Source organism: Chroococcidiopsis sp. [FACHB-1243], assembly GCF_014696895.1.
Classification (GTDB): Bacteria; Cyanobacteriota; Cyanobacteriia; order Cyanobacteriales; family Chroococcidiopsidaceae; genus Chroococcidiopsis.
On sequence record NZ_JACJQX010000027.1, the window covers coordinates 90,417 to 103,728 of the forward strand.

19 protein-coding genes and 3 pseudogenes are annotated in these 13,312 nt (G+C 46.0%); 10 read left to right on the forward strand and 12 right to left on the reverse strand.

The window, feature by feature from the left end; translation table 11 throughout:
• The first annotated feature begins 16 nt into the window (after window positions 1–16).
• From H6G17_RS20230 to H6G17_RS34745, 7 genes are all read left to right on the forward strand, one after another.
• Window positions 17–955: a hypothetical protein gene (locus H6G17_RS20230; protein ID WP_192160205.1), complete on the forward strand. Its 939-nt coding sequence runs from the start codon at window positions 17–19 to the stop codon at window positions 953–955.
• 188 nt (window positions 956–1,143) lie between these two features.
• Window positions 1,144–1,329, forward strand: coding sequence for a hypothetical protein (locus H6G17_RS20235; RefSeq protein ID WP_192160207.1), 186 nt, complete (start codon window positions 1,144–1,146; stop codon window positions 1,327–1,329).
• A 161-nt stretch (window positions 1,330–1,490) separates the two neighbouring features.
• Window positions 1,491–1,886: a single-stranded DNA-binding protein gene (ssb, locus tag H6G17_RS20240; protein ID WP_192160209.1), complete on the forward strand. Its 396-nt coding sequence runs from the start codon at window positions 1,491–1,493 to the stop codon at window positions 1,884–1,886.
• A 109-nt stretch (window positions 1,887–1,995) separates the two neighbouring features.
• A complete protein-coding gene (locus H6G17_RS20245; protein WP_199316874.1) occupies window positions 1,996–2,415 on the forward strand; it encodes a hypothetical protein in 420 nt (139 codons plus the stop codon).
• 149 nt (window positions 2,416–2,564) lie between these two features.
• Window positions 2,565–3,236, forward strand: a complete 672-nt coding sequence (locus H6G17_RS20250; protein WP_192160211.1) for a ParA family protein — start codon at window positions 2,565–2,567, stop codon at window positions 3,234–3,236.
• Complete coding sequence (locus H6G17_RS20255) at window positions 3,217–4,200, forward strand: ParB/RepB/Spo0J family partition protein (RefSeq protein ID WP_192160213.1); 984 nt, start codon at window positions 3,217–3,219, stop codon at window positions 4,198–4,200. The genes H6G17_RS20250 and H6G17_RS20255 overlap by 20 nt, the downstream gene beginning before the upstream one ends.
• 106 nt (window positions 4,201–4,306) lie before the next feature.
• Window positions 4,307–4,555, forward strand: a complete 249-nt coding sequence (locus tag H6G17_RS34745; RefSeq protein ID WP_347276454.1) for a hypothetical protein — start codon at window positions 4,307–4,309, stop codon at window positions 4,553–4,555.
• Between the two features lie 207 nt (window positions 4,556–4,762).
• On the opposite strand, the gene H6G17_RS20260 is transcribed toward H6G17_RS34745, so the two are convergent.
• Complete coding sequence (locus H6G17_RS20260; RefSeq protein ID WP_192160215.1) at window positions 4,763–5,473, reverse strand: IS6 family transposase; 711 nt, start codon at window positions 5,471–5,473, stop codon at window positions 4,763–4,765.
• An 86-nt stretch (window positions 5,474–5,559) separates the two neighbouring features.
• On the opposite strand from H6G17_RS20260, the gene H6G17_RS20265 reads away from it, so the two are divergent.
• Complete coding sequence (locus tag H6G17_RS20265; RefSeq protein ID WP_192160217.1) at window positions 5,560–5,808, forward strand: DUF3598 family protein; 249 nt, start codon at window positions 5,560–5,562, stop codon at window positions 5,806–5,808.
• 12 nt (window positions 5,809–5,820) lie between these two features.
• Here H6G17_RS20265 and H6G17_RS20270 read toward each other — a convergent pair.
• From H6G17_RS20270 to H6G17_RS20285, 5 genes and pseudogenes are all read right to left on the reverse strand, one after another.
• A pseudogene (locus tag H6G17_RS20270) lies at window positions 5,821–5,952 on the reverse strand (IS6 family transposase); the annotation flags it as partial.
• A gap of 91 nt (window positions 5,953–6,043) precedes the next feature.
• Window positions 6,044–6,220 (reverse strand): annotated as a pseudogene (locus H6G17_RS34750) (rhodanese-like domain-containing protein); the annotation flags it as partial.
• A complete protein-coding gene (locus H6G17_RS20275) occupies window positions 6,216–6,596 on the reverse strand; it encodes a DUF4440 domain-containing protein (RefSeq protein WP_192160219.1) in 381 nt (126 codons plus the stop codon). The gene H6G17_RS20275 and the pseudogene H6G17_RS34750, both read right to left, overlap by 5 nt.
• Window positions 6,597–6,685: 89 nt before the next feature.
• Window positions 6,686–7,579: an AraC family transcriptional regulator gene (locus tag H6G17_RS20280; RefSeq protein WP_192160221.1), complete on the reverse strand. Its 894-nt coding sequence runs from the start codon at window positions 7,577–7,579 to the stop codon at window positions 6,686–6,688.
• A gap of 91 nt (window positions 7,580–7,670) precedes the next feature.
• Window positions 7,671–7,820, reverse strand: a pseudogene (locus H6G17_RS20285) (IS1 family transposase); the annotation flags it as partial.
• Between the two features lie 297 nt (window positions 7,821–8,117).
• Between H6G17_RS20285 and H6G17_RS20290 the strand changes: the two are divergent.
• A complete protein-coding gene (locus H6G17_RS20290) occupies window positions 8,118–8,828 on the forward strand; it encodes an IS6 family transposase (protein ID WP_192160224.1) in 711 nt (236 codons plus the stop codon).
• Between the two features lie 184 nt (window positions 8,829–9,012).
• Here H6G17_RS20290 and H6G17_RS20295 read toward each other — a convergent pair whose 3' ends face one another.
• Both H6G17_RS20295 and H6G17_RS20300 read right to left on the reverse strand, forming a co-directional pair.
• Entirely contained in the window at window positions 9,013–9,696 is a 684-nt protein-coding gene (locus tag H6G17_RS20295; RefSeq protein ID WP_192160226.1) for a hypothetical protein, read from the reverse strand.
• Window positions 9,697–9,815: 119 nt separating this feature from the next.
• Window positions 9,816–10,325, reverse strand: a complete 510-nt coding sequence (locus H6G17_RS20300) for a hypothetical protein (RefSeq protein ID WP_192160228.1) — start codon at window positions 10,323–10,325, stop codon at window positions 9,816–9,818.
• A 136-nt stretch (window positions 10,326–10,461) separates the two neighbouring features.
• On the opposite strand from H6G17_RS20300, the gene H6G17_RS20305 reads away from it, so the two are divergent.
• The gene (locus H6G17_RS20305; RefSeq protein ID WP_192160234.1) at window positions 10,462–11,640 is read left to right on the forward strand and encodes a tyrosine-type recombinase/integrase; all 1,179 of its coding nucleotides are present in this window, start codon (window positions 10,462–10,464) and stop codon (window positions 11,638–11,640) included.
• 69 nt (window positions 11,641–11,709) lie between these two features.
• Here H6G17_RS20305 and H6G17_RS20310 read toward each other — a convergent pair whose 3' ends face one another.
• From H6G17_RS20310 to H6G17_RS20320, 4 genes are all read right to left on the reverse strand, one after another.
• A complete protein-coding gene (locus H6G17_RS20310; RefSeq protein WP_192160243.1) occupies window positions 11,710–12,141 on the reverse strand; it encodes a PIN domain-containing protein in 432 nt (143 codons plus the stop codon).
• Window positions 12,142–12,144: 3 nt separating this feature from the next.
• A complete protein-coding gene (locus tag H6G17_RS20315; protein WP_192160245.1) occupies window positions 12,145–12,366 on the reverse strand; it encodes a hypothetical protein in 222 nt (73 codons plus the stop codon).
• Between the two features lie 18 nt (window positions 12,367–12,384).
• Window positions 12,385–12,519 carry a hypothetical protein gene (locus H6G17_RS34205; protein ID WP_277876049.1) on the reverse strand — a complete coding sequence of 45 codons (135 nt, stop codon included), beginning with the start codon at window positions 12,517–12,519 and terminating at the stop codon, window positions 12,385–12,387.
• Between the two features lie 221 nt (window positions 12,520–12,740).
• Entirely contained in the window at window positions 12,741–12,911 is a 171-nt protein-coding gene (locus H6G17_RS20320; protein ID WP_192160246.1) for a hypothetical protein, read from the reverse strand.
• Window positions 12,912–13,312 lie beyond the last annotated feature (401 nt).

Below are 13,312 nucleotides of genomic sequence, written 5' to 3' on the forward strand. Positions count from 1 at the left end.
TGCAGGTTATATTTATATGAAATCAGGTTTCTATGCAGTTGTTGGCAATAGCGACTACATAAAGTTAAACGAAAGCAGAATACCCATTTGGGAACTGCTCGATCAGCAACCCACGGGTTGGCTGCGATCGCTTGCCAGCCGACCTATAGTGATGCCCGTTCGCCAGTCGATGATTTGGGATTGCGGCGCGTTTGGCTACCGAAATCTCGACATCCCTCAAATTCGCGGTAGATTCGTGACTGCAAATTTTTGTGTTTACCAATACGCACGTTTGAGCAAACCTGGAGATGCGATCGTCGCACCAGATCACCTACTTGTAGGGAATCGCATTGACGAGCGTAGAAAGTTTAACTGGCAACAGGCAATTGAGTTTATTAAACTGACTGCATTGAAGTTGCCCCAGCGGATGCCAATGGCAGTGGTTCACGGACTTACCCTAGCCGAACGCATCCAACGAGCGATCGAACTATACGAGATAGGATATCGCGCTATTGGGATTGGAGGACTCGTAGCAGGGGCGAGAAATTTTCAGGGCAGCCTAATTGCGATCGCGGCAACTATTGAAGCAATACGTCAGATTGACACAAACGTTCACTTTCACGTTTTTGGACTTTGTAGCCCAAGATATGCCAAAGCTTTTCACCAGCTAGGAGTCAGTTTCGACGGCTCCACCTACGCTAAAGAAGCATTTATAGCTCGCAACTTCTTGATGAATGAAGGTGGTAGGCTCGTTCGCTATCCCACTGCTAGAACTGATACTAAGGCGATCGCCCCCAGATGCTGCTGTCGTGCCTGCAACATTTTAGGCGAAGATCGGATTGACCCCAGATATTACGGCAAGAGCAGGCAGCACGATATTGGCAGACTTGCTCATAACCTTAATCAACTGCTACTGGCACACAATCACAATAAGAGTACATTAGCAGCATCTGGGCTATTCCAACTTCAGTGCTAACTGCATTACCGTTTGCTTGCTTAACATGGTGAGGATAGTAAGTTTGTATTTAATCTGGTCAAGGATTTGCATAACGTAGTATTTTGAGTCAGTTTTTCGCTACCCGATCTGATTTCTACCAGTTGCTAGAAATTAAAATAACTCGAAGCGCGTTGCACGAACGAGAAAAGTTATCAAACGCCAACAATATGAACGTTTCATCCATGACAAACAATGCAATTACAGTATCCTTCGATGCTCTTAACGAAACATCTAACAGGCTGCGGCAAGCAGGGGCAATATTTTTAGTCAAAAAAGTAGGGAAAGACCAATATCAAATTATTCTCAAAAAACCGCTATTTACGTATGTTTCAGAGCTTTTAAAGCGAGCCTGAATCTTCCGTGCCCAGGCACAGTGCGACTCAAACAACAATAGATGCCTAAGCCAATACTACATATTCGAGGATAGATGAAAAATTCAGGGATTTTTGTCAGGAACCCAGGCAATTAAGTGCTTCGCACGCCCGATTGGAATCATTCAACACAACACGGGTATATGACATATCTAAACTCTGTAACAGTCATCGGTCGAGTTAGCCAAGACCCCAATGTCCGCTATTTTGAAAGCGGAGCAGTCAAGGCATCGGTCTCGATGGCTGTACGTCCCCCATATAAAGCTGAAGAACCGCAGTGGTTTGACGTAGAAGCCTGGGGAGCGCAGGCAGAAGTGATTGCTAACTACGTTCGTAAGGGGACTGGGTTAGCCGTCAAGGGCGAACTGGTTTTCGACCATTGGGTTGACAAAAACACAGGCGCACCCCGCAGCAAAGCATTCATCAGAGTCAAGCTGCTCGAATTGCTAGGTTCGCCCCGCGAGCGGCAAGAATCTGGTGCGGCAACTGGCGAGATTCCTACACCAGACCTCGCCACCATCGCCAACGCCCAGTTTTAATTCCAACAATTTTAACTACACTGCTTCCCTAATTAATTTTCTCGCAGCGAAAATTGGGGAAATAGCTTGTGTCTCCATTATCAATCTCAAACATCATCCAATTAAAACCATGATTATCGCTACTCTGACGATCGCTTTAGAAAAAATTAACGAACAACACGACACCGAAGGCATGAAAATCTGCAACGGTGTCGCGTCAATTCAAACCTACTCAAAGGACGGTCCCGTTACCGAACAAATTAACTACCGCTGCCGAGGCGCTGGTGCCGTCCAAGTCGGTGCAGCAGGTACAAGCGCTCAAGGTATAGCTATTGGCTACGTAGACTTCATTATCGTTAACCAAGACACTTACAAAGAAAAGATTCCCTGCCTTGTCATCGATAGCTTCATTCCCAGCCAGTCGGATACGATCCCCGCTACGCCCGCGCCTTCCGCACCCGAACCCGTACTTGCAGGAGTCAGTGCTGCGGTCGGTAATGGCAGCATTCCTCAGCTAGAGGATGACACCGACACGAACATCCCATTCTAATCGCCGCTCGATTCAACAAAATATACAGAATTAGTGTTGCCTTCATGCTGGCACTAATTCTTTTTCTTTTTTTTTTGCCTCAAAACAGCCACAACTTAAATTTTGATGCTATAAACTTTATGCATTCGGCTCACAAAAAAGGAGCCTTTATGAGTCAAAGGAAAATTCTGCCACACAAAATCTATGCTGTCGTCAATCAAAAAGGGGGAGCTGGAAAATCAACCACAGCAGGACATCTCGCCTACTGGTTAAATCAACAAGGCTCCGCGATCTTCGTCGATGCTGACGGACAACAAAGTGGATCGCCTTGGATGCATGACCTGGGGATAAACATCGTTGGGATGCACGATCCAGAGCAATTGTTTGAAGAATTGCCCGTGCTGGCACGTCAGTACGATGCTGTTGTAGTAGATGGACCTGGTAATGCCGGAGAAATTACTAAATCTATCTTGGGACGATGCGATATTGCCATCGTGCCAAACCGCCCCTCCGAGTTTGACCTCCGCAGTAGCGGTACGATCGTCCAGTTCGTGCGACACGTCCGCGAACTGCGAGGCGGAATGCCCGAAGCAGTACTCTTTCTCAATGCTGCCAAAGGCAAACGCTCGGTGCTGCTGCGGGAAGCGCAAGAGGCACTCTCTGATTGTCCGCTCAAACTATCCAAGATAGTCATTAACGACCTCACTTGCATTACTGATGCTCCAGGTCAGCGCAAAACCGTGTTTCAAATGCGAAGCGAACAAGCTTCATCGGCGGCGGCAGCATACAACAACTTATTTCAGGAAGTATTGCAGGTGCTCCATGACAAGAAGATCTCTTAAAGAAGCAGTCCAAGGTTCCGGCTTGACTGAGGAATCAAACCTCAAAGCTTTTGTATTTGGTAACAACACTCCAGCTACGGGTGTCACTACTCAAGCAGGCGATCGCCGAGTTGTCCCTCGCACTTCTATCCATCGCACCTTTAGCTTTACTCCCGATCGCCAACCAGTCCGCCACTCCTACGATCGAGAGAAGCTGAAGCAGTGGGCTCAAAGCGATATTGCCCCCAATGGTATCCAATCTCCACTTTGGGTTCGTCCTTTGCCTGGGGGTAGCGATCGAGAGTACGAACTGGTAGCTGGATTGCGCCGCCATCTAGCAGCTGAAATTATCGCTCTAGACTCCGTACCAGTTATCGTTTATCACTGGACGGACGAAGAAGCGTTTGAGGCATCTCTATCTGAAAATACCAATCGACAAGACTTTAGTCCTCTAGAATATGCCGATGGCACTCTCAAATTGCTAGCGCTGAAGCTAAATTGCTCGATTGAGGATGCAGTCAGCTTACTCTACCGCATGGACAATGAAGTGAAAGGGAAAGTTACCCACAACGTTGTGGGTAGCCAGCAAGGGGAAGCGATCGCCCTTGTTTTTAATTTCTTAGGTCAAAGTACGTGGAAGTCGTTTGTCTCCCATTACTTACCATTGCTGAGAAAGCCGAGCGAAGTGCTAGAAGCGATTCGGGCTGGTAAAATTGAATACACTAAAGGATTGGAAATTGCTAAAGAAAAAGACCCAACCAATCGTCAATTGCTACTGGAAGCGGCGTTCGAGGAGCGGCTATCTTTATCAGCCATTCGCGAACGAATGAAGCCAGTAGCGCCTTCTGGGGTAGAACCAACTCTCCAACACCGCTTTGCCGATACCTACAAGCGAGTCAAGCAAGCCAAAGTTTGGCACGATCCCAAGAAGGCGAAGGAGTTAGAGAAGCTGTTAGTCAGGTTAGAATCGCTCATTCAAACCTAGTAGAAAAAGATCGCTCTTGCTGTCAAACTAGCAACACGGTCTTTCTCTCTCACCAATCCCAATTAGAGATTGTAAAGTCAGTCCAGTGATTCAGTAGCTAAATTTCATGCCGTCAAAGAAAGTTTTTGTAAGAGAATACACCGTCCGAGCGCACGAAAGGACGATTCACACTCGCCTATTCAAATTGATCTGCCAGCAGTGCCAACAGCCTACAGAGAGAGAATCTTACGGTCCCAGACCGCTTTATTGCGAGACTTGTCGCCCGCCTCACCAGCTTCAAGACGCGAGCAAGCTGAAAAAACGCAAGCCCAGACCCGTATTGGTCAAACGATCGAAGTCGAACACAAAGTCCTAGTACCTTGCAGATTAATTGCGATCGCGGGAAAAATCCGTCAACGATCGATGTATTGATAGTGTGGTGTTAGTCGTTCCCTATACCCAGACAAGCTGCTGATGGTCTCGCCACCTCACTACGACGGGCAAGGTATTGGAACAATGCAACCGATCTGGTTGTGTTGCAAAAAGTTATAGAGAACAGACTCTTGGGGTGAGGTGGTTGGAATTATGCCGCAACTCCGAAAAGTTGAGACACGAACTCTACTTGACCTAAAATGTTACCTTTTTCTACTCCTTGAAGTTGTCCTTTTCTAATTCGATGCATGGTTTCATAACCCATAATTGTCCTTCTTGCTGTGTAAAAGGATTTAAAGCCCAAGCCAGGATTGACTAGCCTTTTAATAAATCTGTGGTCTTGCTCTACCATGTTGTTTAAGTATTTGTTTTGACGTAACTCACACGCTTGAGGTAATGTTGACTCTGCTTTTAAATTTTCAATAGATGGTAGATAAGCCGCGTTTTTATCCACATTGATTACGCGAGGAAGTTGAGAGTGAGTTGCCTTCAACGCTTTGCAAAAGAATCGCTTTGCTGCGCGTTTATCTCTTGTCGCACTCAGCATAAAGTCAATAGTATTACCGCCAGAGTCAACGGCACGATACAAATACTTCCACTTGCCTTTCACTTTGATATATGTCTCATCTACTCGCCACGAATCATTTGTTAACTTCAGATGCAGGCGACATCGTTTTTCTAGTTCTGGAGCATAACGCTGTACCCATCTATATATAGTTGTATGGTCAACGCTCAACCCCCTCTCGCTCATGATCTCTTCCAAGTTGCGGTACGACAATGGATACCGCAGATACCACCTCACACATAACAGAATAATTTCTGATTCAAAATGTCGCCGCTTAAAGGGGTACTTCGGATTCATTGAGCCAGAATTAACTCTTCACAAAGAATATACTACTTGCTCCGCACCGCTTTTTGCAACACAACCGGCAAGGAACTGTCAAACAGATGACCCCCGATCTAGCCACATCCTCTTCAGAGGAAATTAAATGGCAACCCCTAAAGAATTTAGGTGGCAATAATCAGATATTTCACTTGCCAGGAGGCTCGATTAGCTGTCCCTCCAGGATTGAAAGCAACAGCGACATGGATCTGATTGTCGAGTGGCAGGCGACTCCAAACAAATTGTTCCGTGGAATTCGTCACTTTGACAATTTTGAATTGAGTCGCTTTTTGCTTCAAGTCTACGAAGTCTAATCAGATACGATCCACCGTTAGTCCCCTCTCCAACATCATTTCTGACAAATTACGGTAGCTGAGTGGGTAGCGCAAGTACCATCGAACGCACAACAGGATGATGTCGGATTGGAAATGACGCCACTTGAAAGGGTGCTTGGACATGAACGGGGTGGGTTGAGCGAGCAACAGTAGATACAAATGCTACTTCTACCAGACTAATACCAGGAGTTGCAACACAACCTTATGGTCTCCATTACTCACCTCTGAACCGCTGTCCTTCGGTGAGGTATCCGTCTCGCTTCCACCCATCCAAACCACCCATCAACTCCTTCACGCGAAACCCCAGTCGCGCCAGATTGAGTGTGCCCTTGGTCGAGGCGTTGCAGCCGATGCCGTCGCAGTAAACCACTTAAAGCGTGCTTCGGTTAATCCGCTCCACGTGGATTATCGATCACGAATAGCCACGTCCCATCCGGCTGACGACGGACCACCTCGGCATTTTTCCCCGTTAAGGTGACCGGATTGCCATCGGGTCCCTTGGTGGTAGCACTCCACGTTCCACGCGACATGGCAAGATTCCCGTCTGCGCTTTGGAATGCCTTGATCTCTGTTGTGAAACTGACTTCGTCAAACGCGATCCACGTTTTGAGGGCCTCACGAATGGCCGCTTGACCTGTGACAACCTCCCCCGAGTCGAGTACAAACGTGGCGTTTGGCTCGTAGAGGGCAACGACGGTCTCTAGATCCTTTCGCTGAAGCGCCTCCATAAGTAGGATGTCGCATTCTTCTGGTTTGCGTGCTGGCATATTCTCTCTCCTTTCTGAGTTAAATCCACTATGACAGACACACAGACAGATCGTATGCTAAGAGCTTGCGGCGTTTTTACAAGATCTTGCTATCGTCGCAAAAAGGCTTTGGGAGTGATTCCAACAAGACGCTTGAAGTGATAATTCAAATGTCCCTGACTAGAAAATCCAACGATTTGAGCAATATCTGCGATCGCTAAATTTGTTTTAAGTAAGTCTTTAGCACGGTCAACTCGACATTTAATTTGATATTGATGAGGAGGTAAGCCTGTAGATTGCTTGAACAAACGGGCGAAGTGATAGGGACTGAGTTTAGCAATCTCGGCGAGTTCAGCTAAGCTTACGTTCTGGCCCAAGTTCTCTTGAATGTATTCAATGATTTGTTTAAGTGGCTGCTGTAATAAGCTGCCTCGGGGAGGTAAAACTGCTGGCTTTCGCGTTGAGTATCGAGATAAAAGATGCATAGCTAAAGCATGCGTCATGGAGTCCGCATAGAGACGACTATCTAAACCTTCGGTTTCAAGAGCCGTCTTAAGCGCCAAACCAATCTGTACAATTAAGGGATCGCTCAACGCTGATGGTTGAGGGATGAATTCAATGCGGTCGTTCCCCCAAGTCTCTTCACTGATTTGCCTAAATAGTTCTGGAGCTAAATAGAGTTGTAGGAACTCGGCTTCGCTATCCCAACAATAGGATTGACTGAGATTAGCCAGATACAACCCGATCTGACCAGGAACAGCCTGTAATGTCTCAGCACGTCCATCAACAACTTGCTTGAAAAGATAGGGTTTACCTAACTTGATGCAAATTTGGTGATAAGGCAGACAGTGTTCGGGCACACTAAAAGCCGGTTGATGATGGTGAACGAGCAAAATATGATCCCAATTAGCTCTAGCACTAGAGGTAACGGGTGCACGAGGAAACGTCTGTAAAATCTCCTGCGTGAATTTGGTACTGAGAGATGCCGAAGAGGAGGAAAGCATATTTTTAAGTTTCTGCGTAAGCGCTTGCACTTCTATCACTGAAATGTTTTAGTTTATCCCCTTTTGTAGTCTAATTACCTAAAAATTGCTGTAACTCCCGTGTTGTAGAGTCGATTACTTTCTTCTGCGGCTTTTCTACAAACTGCCTACCACACTCATGACAAATAAATCGTTGTTTACCATTGTGGATTCGACCCTTTTTGACAGTTTGCTCAGAAGAACACTTGGGACAAGCAGGCATTGGACGCAATTAAGCCTCCTTAATCACTTTAGTGAGAGTAAATTCTGAAGCCTGCTTTAGATAAGGATTTTGAGAAAACTCCTACAAAAAAAGGAAAGTATTAGAAAATCGCGCCTAAAAGCTTTACACAGCAAATGTTTCCAAGTTTTGTCAATATTTTACTTGCCTAGAGTGATATGAGAGGGTTAATCTGTATTAACTACCTACTACTCTACTATCATTGCTTATTTAGGGTTGTGTCGCAAAAACTGAAAAATGATAAGGTGGGAAAGCTGAAAACTTCCACCCACCTTTCCCATGTCTACTCCCTCTGTATTTAAGTGGCGACACTTTTTACCGGAAATCATCTTGCTCAATGTGCGCTGGTACTGTCGGTACGCCTTGAGCTATCGAGACTTAGAAGAGATGATGGCAGAACGAGGCATAGCCATGGATCATTCGACAATTAACCGTTGGGTGCTGAAATACGCCACGGAATTGGACAAACGGATTCGTCCGCATCTCCGGTCTACCAACGATTCATGGCGAGTGGATGAAACCTACATTAAGGTCAAAGGGCAGTGGAAGTACTTGTATCGTGCGGTAGATTCAGATGGTAATACCTTGGACTTTATGCTGAGTGCCAAACGTGATGCACAGGCAGCAGAGCGGTTCTTGCGCAAAACCCTCAATGCTGCTCACACTCAGACTCCAAAAGTTGTCAACGTGGATAAAAATGCGGCTTACCCACCTGCCATCGAGGCTAGCAAAGCCAATCAGCAACTACCCAAGACAACAGAACTACGGCAGGTGAAATATTTGAACAATCAGGTGGAACAGGATCATCGATTCATCAAGCGCTTGACCAAACTGGGAATGGGATTTGATTCATTCAACACGGCACGACGAACTTTAAAGGGGTTTGAGGCAATGAACATGATTCGTCAAGGTCAAGTTTACGGCATTGAAAAAGGTGATGTGCGAGCTTCAATAGAGTTAGTGTCTCAACTTTTTGGCATTGCACAATAAGCAACAGGAATTGAGAAGGATTCCCTGTCCTCAAATCGTTTTTGCGACACAACCAGAATTTCTAGGCGAGTTTAACTCAGCGCTCGTCTCCATTCTGATATGCATGGTATTTGCCAAGCAACAGTGCCGAAAATGGTTTGAGATCTCAAACCATTTCCAACTGGATCTCGTTTGCAAAGGGATTTTAGCACCAAACCTCGATGCTCTCTAAATCGTAGAATTCTTGTTGCTCTAGCCTAAATCCCCCTAACAACAATGCCAACCAAGTCTTGACTAGTTGCGAACCACAGTCCTGCTGCTTTTGAGTTGGGTAGCGTACCTTTTGTACTAATTCCAGCAGCGGTAAGCTTTGTACTTGTCTACTGCTAAAATACTCAGCGATCGCGCTTGTCCAAGCAGAGATATCTTCCACATGTGCTACTAGTCCTGGGTCTTCTTCATCTGGGCGTTCGGTTGCTATGTCGTCCAACACATCCAGCATGGCTGCTTTGTCTACCACACTTGCCACCGATTGAGAGTTTGAGTGGGAAGAGCGCGGGTATAGTGGTGGTGGCTCTAGCAATGCCTCTAGATCTAATGTCATTGTTTGACGCAGCATTGGAGCCAGGATATCTTCGTTTAAAATTGGTTCGTCATCACACTCATCGGTTGCTTCCCAGTCATCAAGCAGGGATTGGGCACGCTCGGCATGGATTTGAGCTATCCTCAAGATGGCTTCGGGAACGATCGCCAATTGTAATTGCTGTGGTAGAGGTGCGATCGCCACTTCCAAATCCTGCCACAGTTGGTTCATGTTGGCAGCAAGTGGAGAGGCGGCGGCGGCTGACAGGTTACTCCATAGGTCAAGTTCGAGTTGGATAGCTTTCACGATTGCTATTCGGACAAATTTGTTAGTTGTGCTTGCACGAACGATCTCAGTTGCCGATTGGCAATCGCTTCTCCTCGATCGCGACATTGTGCCAAAAATTGATTGCTCATAATTGCCTGCTAAATCTGCAAAGGGCAGGGACGAATCGGACACTTTTGGACGGGGACTTCTTTAATTATGTCCTCAAACCGCACAACTCCGAATTGTTGCGTGAGCAATTCTAAAATCTCTTGAAGATATTCGCTCACCCGATCGCCGCGCATCCCCATGCAGTGAATGGGTTTGACCGAAGCAATGAGATTATTGCCTTGCCAGATTTCGGCAGCAACTGCATGGACTGGCGAATTTTTGTGCTGGCGATACAATACCAAAACAGCAGCGATCGCCGCTTGAGGGACTGGCGGTTCGATCTCGACTCTTCCTAGTAGCTCTGTACTTGCCGAAGTTCCCATCCTCTTCGTCCGGCGACGGGAGCGATTGTTGTCATCGCGGTGACGGTAGTGAGAGCGCCGACGATGGCAAACTTGAGGATTCCAACAGCGCTCGCCGTGTTCGCCGTGAATTTCTTTAGCTTCTTCTACAGATAGGGTGGCACACTGGCGACAGATTTTGCTGATAGGACGACCCATGACGGTTACAGGGTAGGAGTCTCTCGCTCAGTCTAGCACGCTTGTTAATTTAGTGTAAGTATAGTGTAAGCGCGATATTGGTCACATATCTTGCTTATCAGGAACTATAATTTTAGAAAAATTTGGGGAAAATACCGTGTCTGCCTTCACCCCTACGAACAAACCCCAGCCAATTCTGGAGTTTCACAATATCAGGAGCCGCGCACCAAACGAACAACCAGTCCAACCCCCTCGTGACTTACGCTGGTTGCGCGTGGAAGAATTTTTCCATGCCAGAACGATCGCACCGAATACGAAAAAAGCCTACGAGCGCGAGCTGAGGCGCTTTGTGGACTGGACGGATAAAGCTTGGAACGACATTACGGGTCGCGACGTTGCTAACTACAAGCATGACTTAGAGACTTGTGCTACCGATAATGGGAAGCAGCAGCGATCGCTTTCCACAGTTGCCGTTGCGATGACCGCGCTCAAAAGTTTCTTCAAGTGGATGGCTGCTAGCTACTACATCAATGAAAATCCTACAGTTGCCGTGACGATTCCGCCGCAGAAAAAACCACAACCACAGCATTTGTCAGATGCCGAAGTCGAAGCACTGTATGAAGCGTTGTCATATCGAGGCGAAATGCAATTGCGCGATCGAGCAATTCTAGCAGTACTGGAACATGGGTTGAGGGCAGAAGAAGTTTCGCAGCTGAATGTATCCGACTACGACGGCGAGCGAGTATTTATCCGGCAAGCCAAACACGATAGTACTGGTTGGGTTCCCCTAGCTCCAGAGTCGTCGCTTGCTCTAGACAACTACCTGGAAGCGAGACGGCAGCAAGAAAACACGACTATGGAGGAGATAAACCCACTATTCCTCTCCCATTCTCCAAAACCAAAATTGAATTCCCAACGTTTGGGATATGATGGCATTTACAAAATGGTGCGGGATTTGGGACACATCGCTTGTGGAATGTTGATCCAAGATTGGTTTGAGCGGCATGAATTATCTAGCTGTTTAGATGAAACTCAAACCCAGCAAATGCAAACATTTTTGGCTCTCAACAATCCATCTAATTTTCCCCAATGGGCATTGGCGTACCTACCGCCCCAATTGAAAACAAAAGCCAAACGATTGCTGGTAGTTCATCCACATCAGTTGCGCCATACCTTTGCCACTCGCTTGGTATTGATGGGCATAGACAGTTATCTAGCGCGGAAGCTGACACGGCACGAATCGGAAAGCGCTTTCCGGCGTTACAGCGAGTACGGGCGTGGGGTGGCGGCTGAGGCTGCTTATCGGCAGGCGATCGCCCGCAAGGATCGCAGTTAAACTTATAAAATTAAAAGCTATGACTACAAAAGTACAGTTTACCAATGCAGATTGAAGAAGGTTATACATTTACTTAAAGGGATTTACAATTGTCAGTCTTTGCTCGATAACCAAATTATCTTGCATATCTTCTGAATATAAAATATCAGCATTTGCAGATAATGCAGTAGCAACAATCAAACCATCCCAAAATGACAAGCTGTAGCGAGTTCGTAAGTCAGATGCATTTATGAGAATCTCATTAGTCAACTTTACTACAGTAATTCTATTGTAGAAAGATTGAATAACTTGCTTAATTTGTTTTTCAGTAAATGCAGCCTTTCTACGTAATACGGAGCAAGTTTCATTGATAACTTGAGTACTGGCAATACCGTTAACACTATTAGTTAGCTCAATTGCCATCGTCCGTTTTCTAACTTCAATAGCCTCACTTGAGTTTGGATCGGTTGTTAGACGATAAAGCCAAACATTGGAATCAATAAAACAAAGCGGCTCATCCATCTTTTATCGCTCGTGCATTTCTTCTCGCGAAATCGTGCGAATTCCTGAAATTGAAACAGGGTTTTGTGCTAACTCATCCATGATATCGAATGGAATAAATTGTTGTTTGGACTGCTTTGATATAACAATCTTTACAGTAGCGACTTCTGATAATTCTTGCCGATATTCGTCAGGAATTACGATATTGCCATTTTCAACTTTGGCTTGAAATTCAACGCTAGACACGTTCAATCCTCCCAGGCATTATACTACTTCTGTTCTCAGGATAACCGATTGCTCTAGAGCGCGATCGCCCTTGTTGTGATTCAAACAGGCAAGCTCCATACTTGTCGTGGTTCCTAGTCGGCTATAGAAAGAGGAAAGCTCGCAGCCTTTCATAACAACTTTCTCTGTTGAATCTACTGGACTAGACTAAAAAAAGAAAGTGTATCATGGATCGAAATGGTTTAGGATCTCAAACCATTTCGATTTAATCTTTGAAAACTGAAGCAGCACAAGGGTAAGAGCGAATCTGCTGACAATTTTGGTGAATCTAGTGTAGTTTGAAACTCCTACTGTGCAAAGATTTTAAAATTTTGAGATCGAAATGGATTGAGATCTCAAATCAAATCGATTTCGACGCGCGACCTTAAGTATTGCGCCTCTACTGGGAAGCCGTCTTCCCCTTGGGTTCCTGCCCCATGTTCCCCTGTAAAAGGGTCATTGACCCCGCCTACATCAGCAGTAAGTAATGACCCTGATGGAGTGCAAGGCACAAAAGCCTGAACCATTCTTAACCTCCAGGGATGGCAGGGCAAGGGAAAGCTGGATAAGGTGAACATTGGTGAATCAACGTCAGTTCCGTTATTGATTGACAGGTGAAAAGAGGTTGATACACCTGAACCAAAAAAAGGTACGTGAGCAAGCTGAAGCACTCGTAAGAGTTTCAGAAGAGGTTTACTGGTTGTCGAAGCAGTAAACAGCAGGTCTCAAGCCTCACCGGAATATAGTTGACACCTAAATCCAAAGCGAATGTAGAACGCACTGAAAAGGGTAAGCCCGATGGGTTCTCAAAGCCAGGTCGAACCTTTCTGGTTCTACTCTAGTTTGTGTTTTTGTAAACGCGGGAAGATAGAAGCTATTAGGTTATATAGGATCGAGAACAGAGCAAGCTGGAGGATGTCTTCCAATG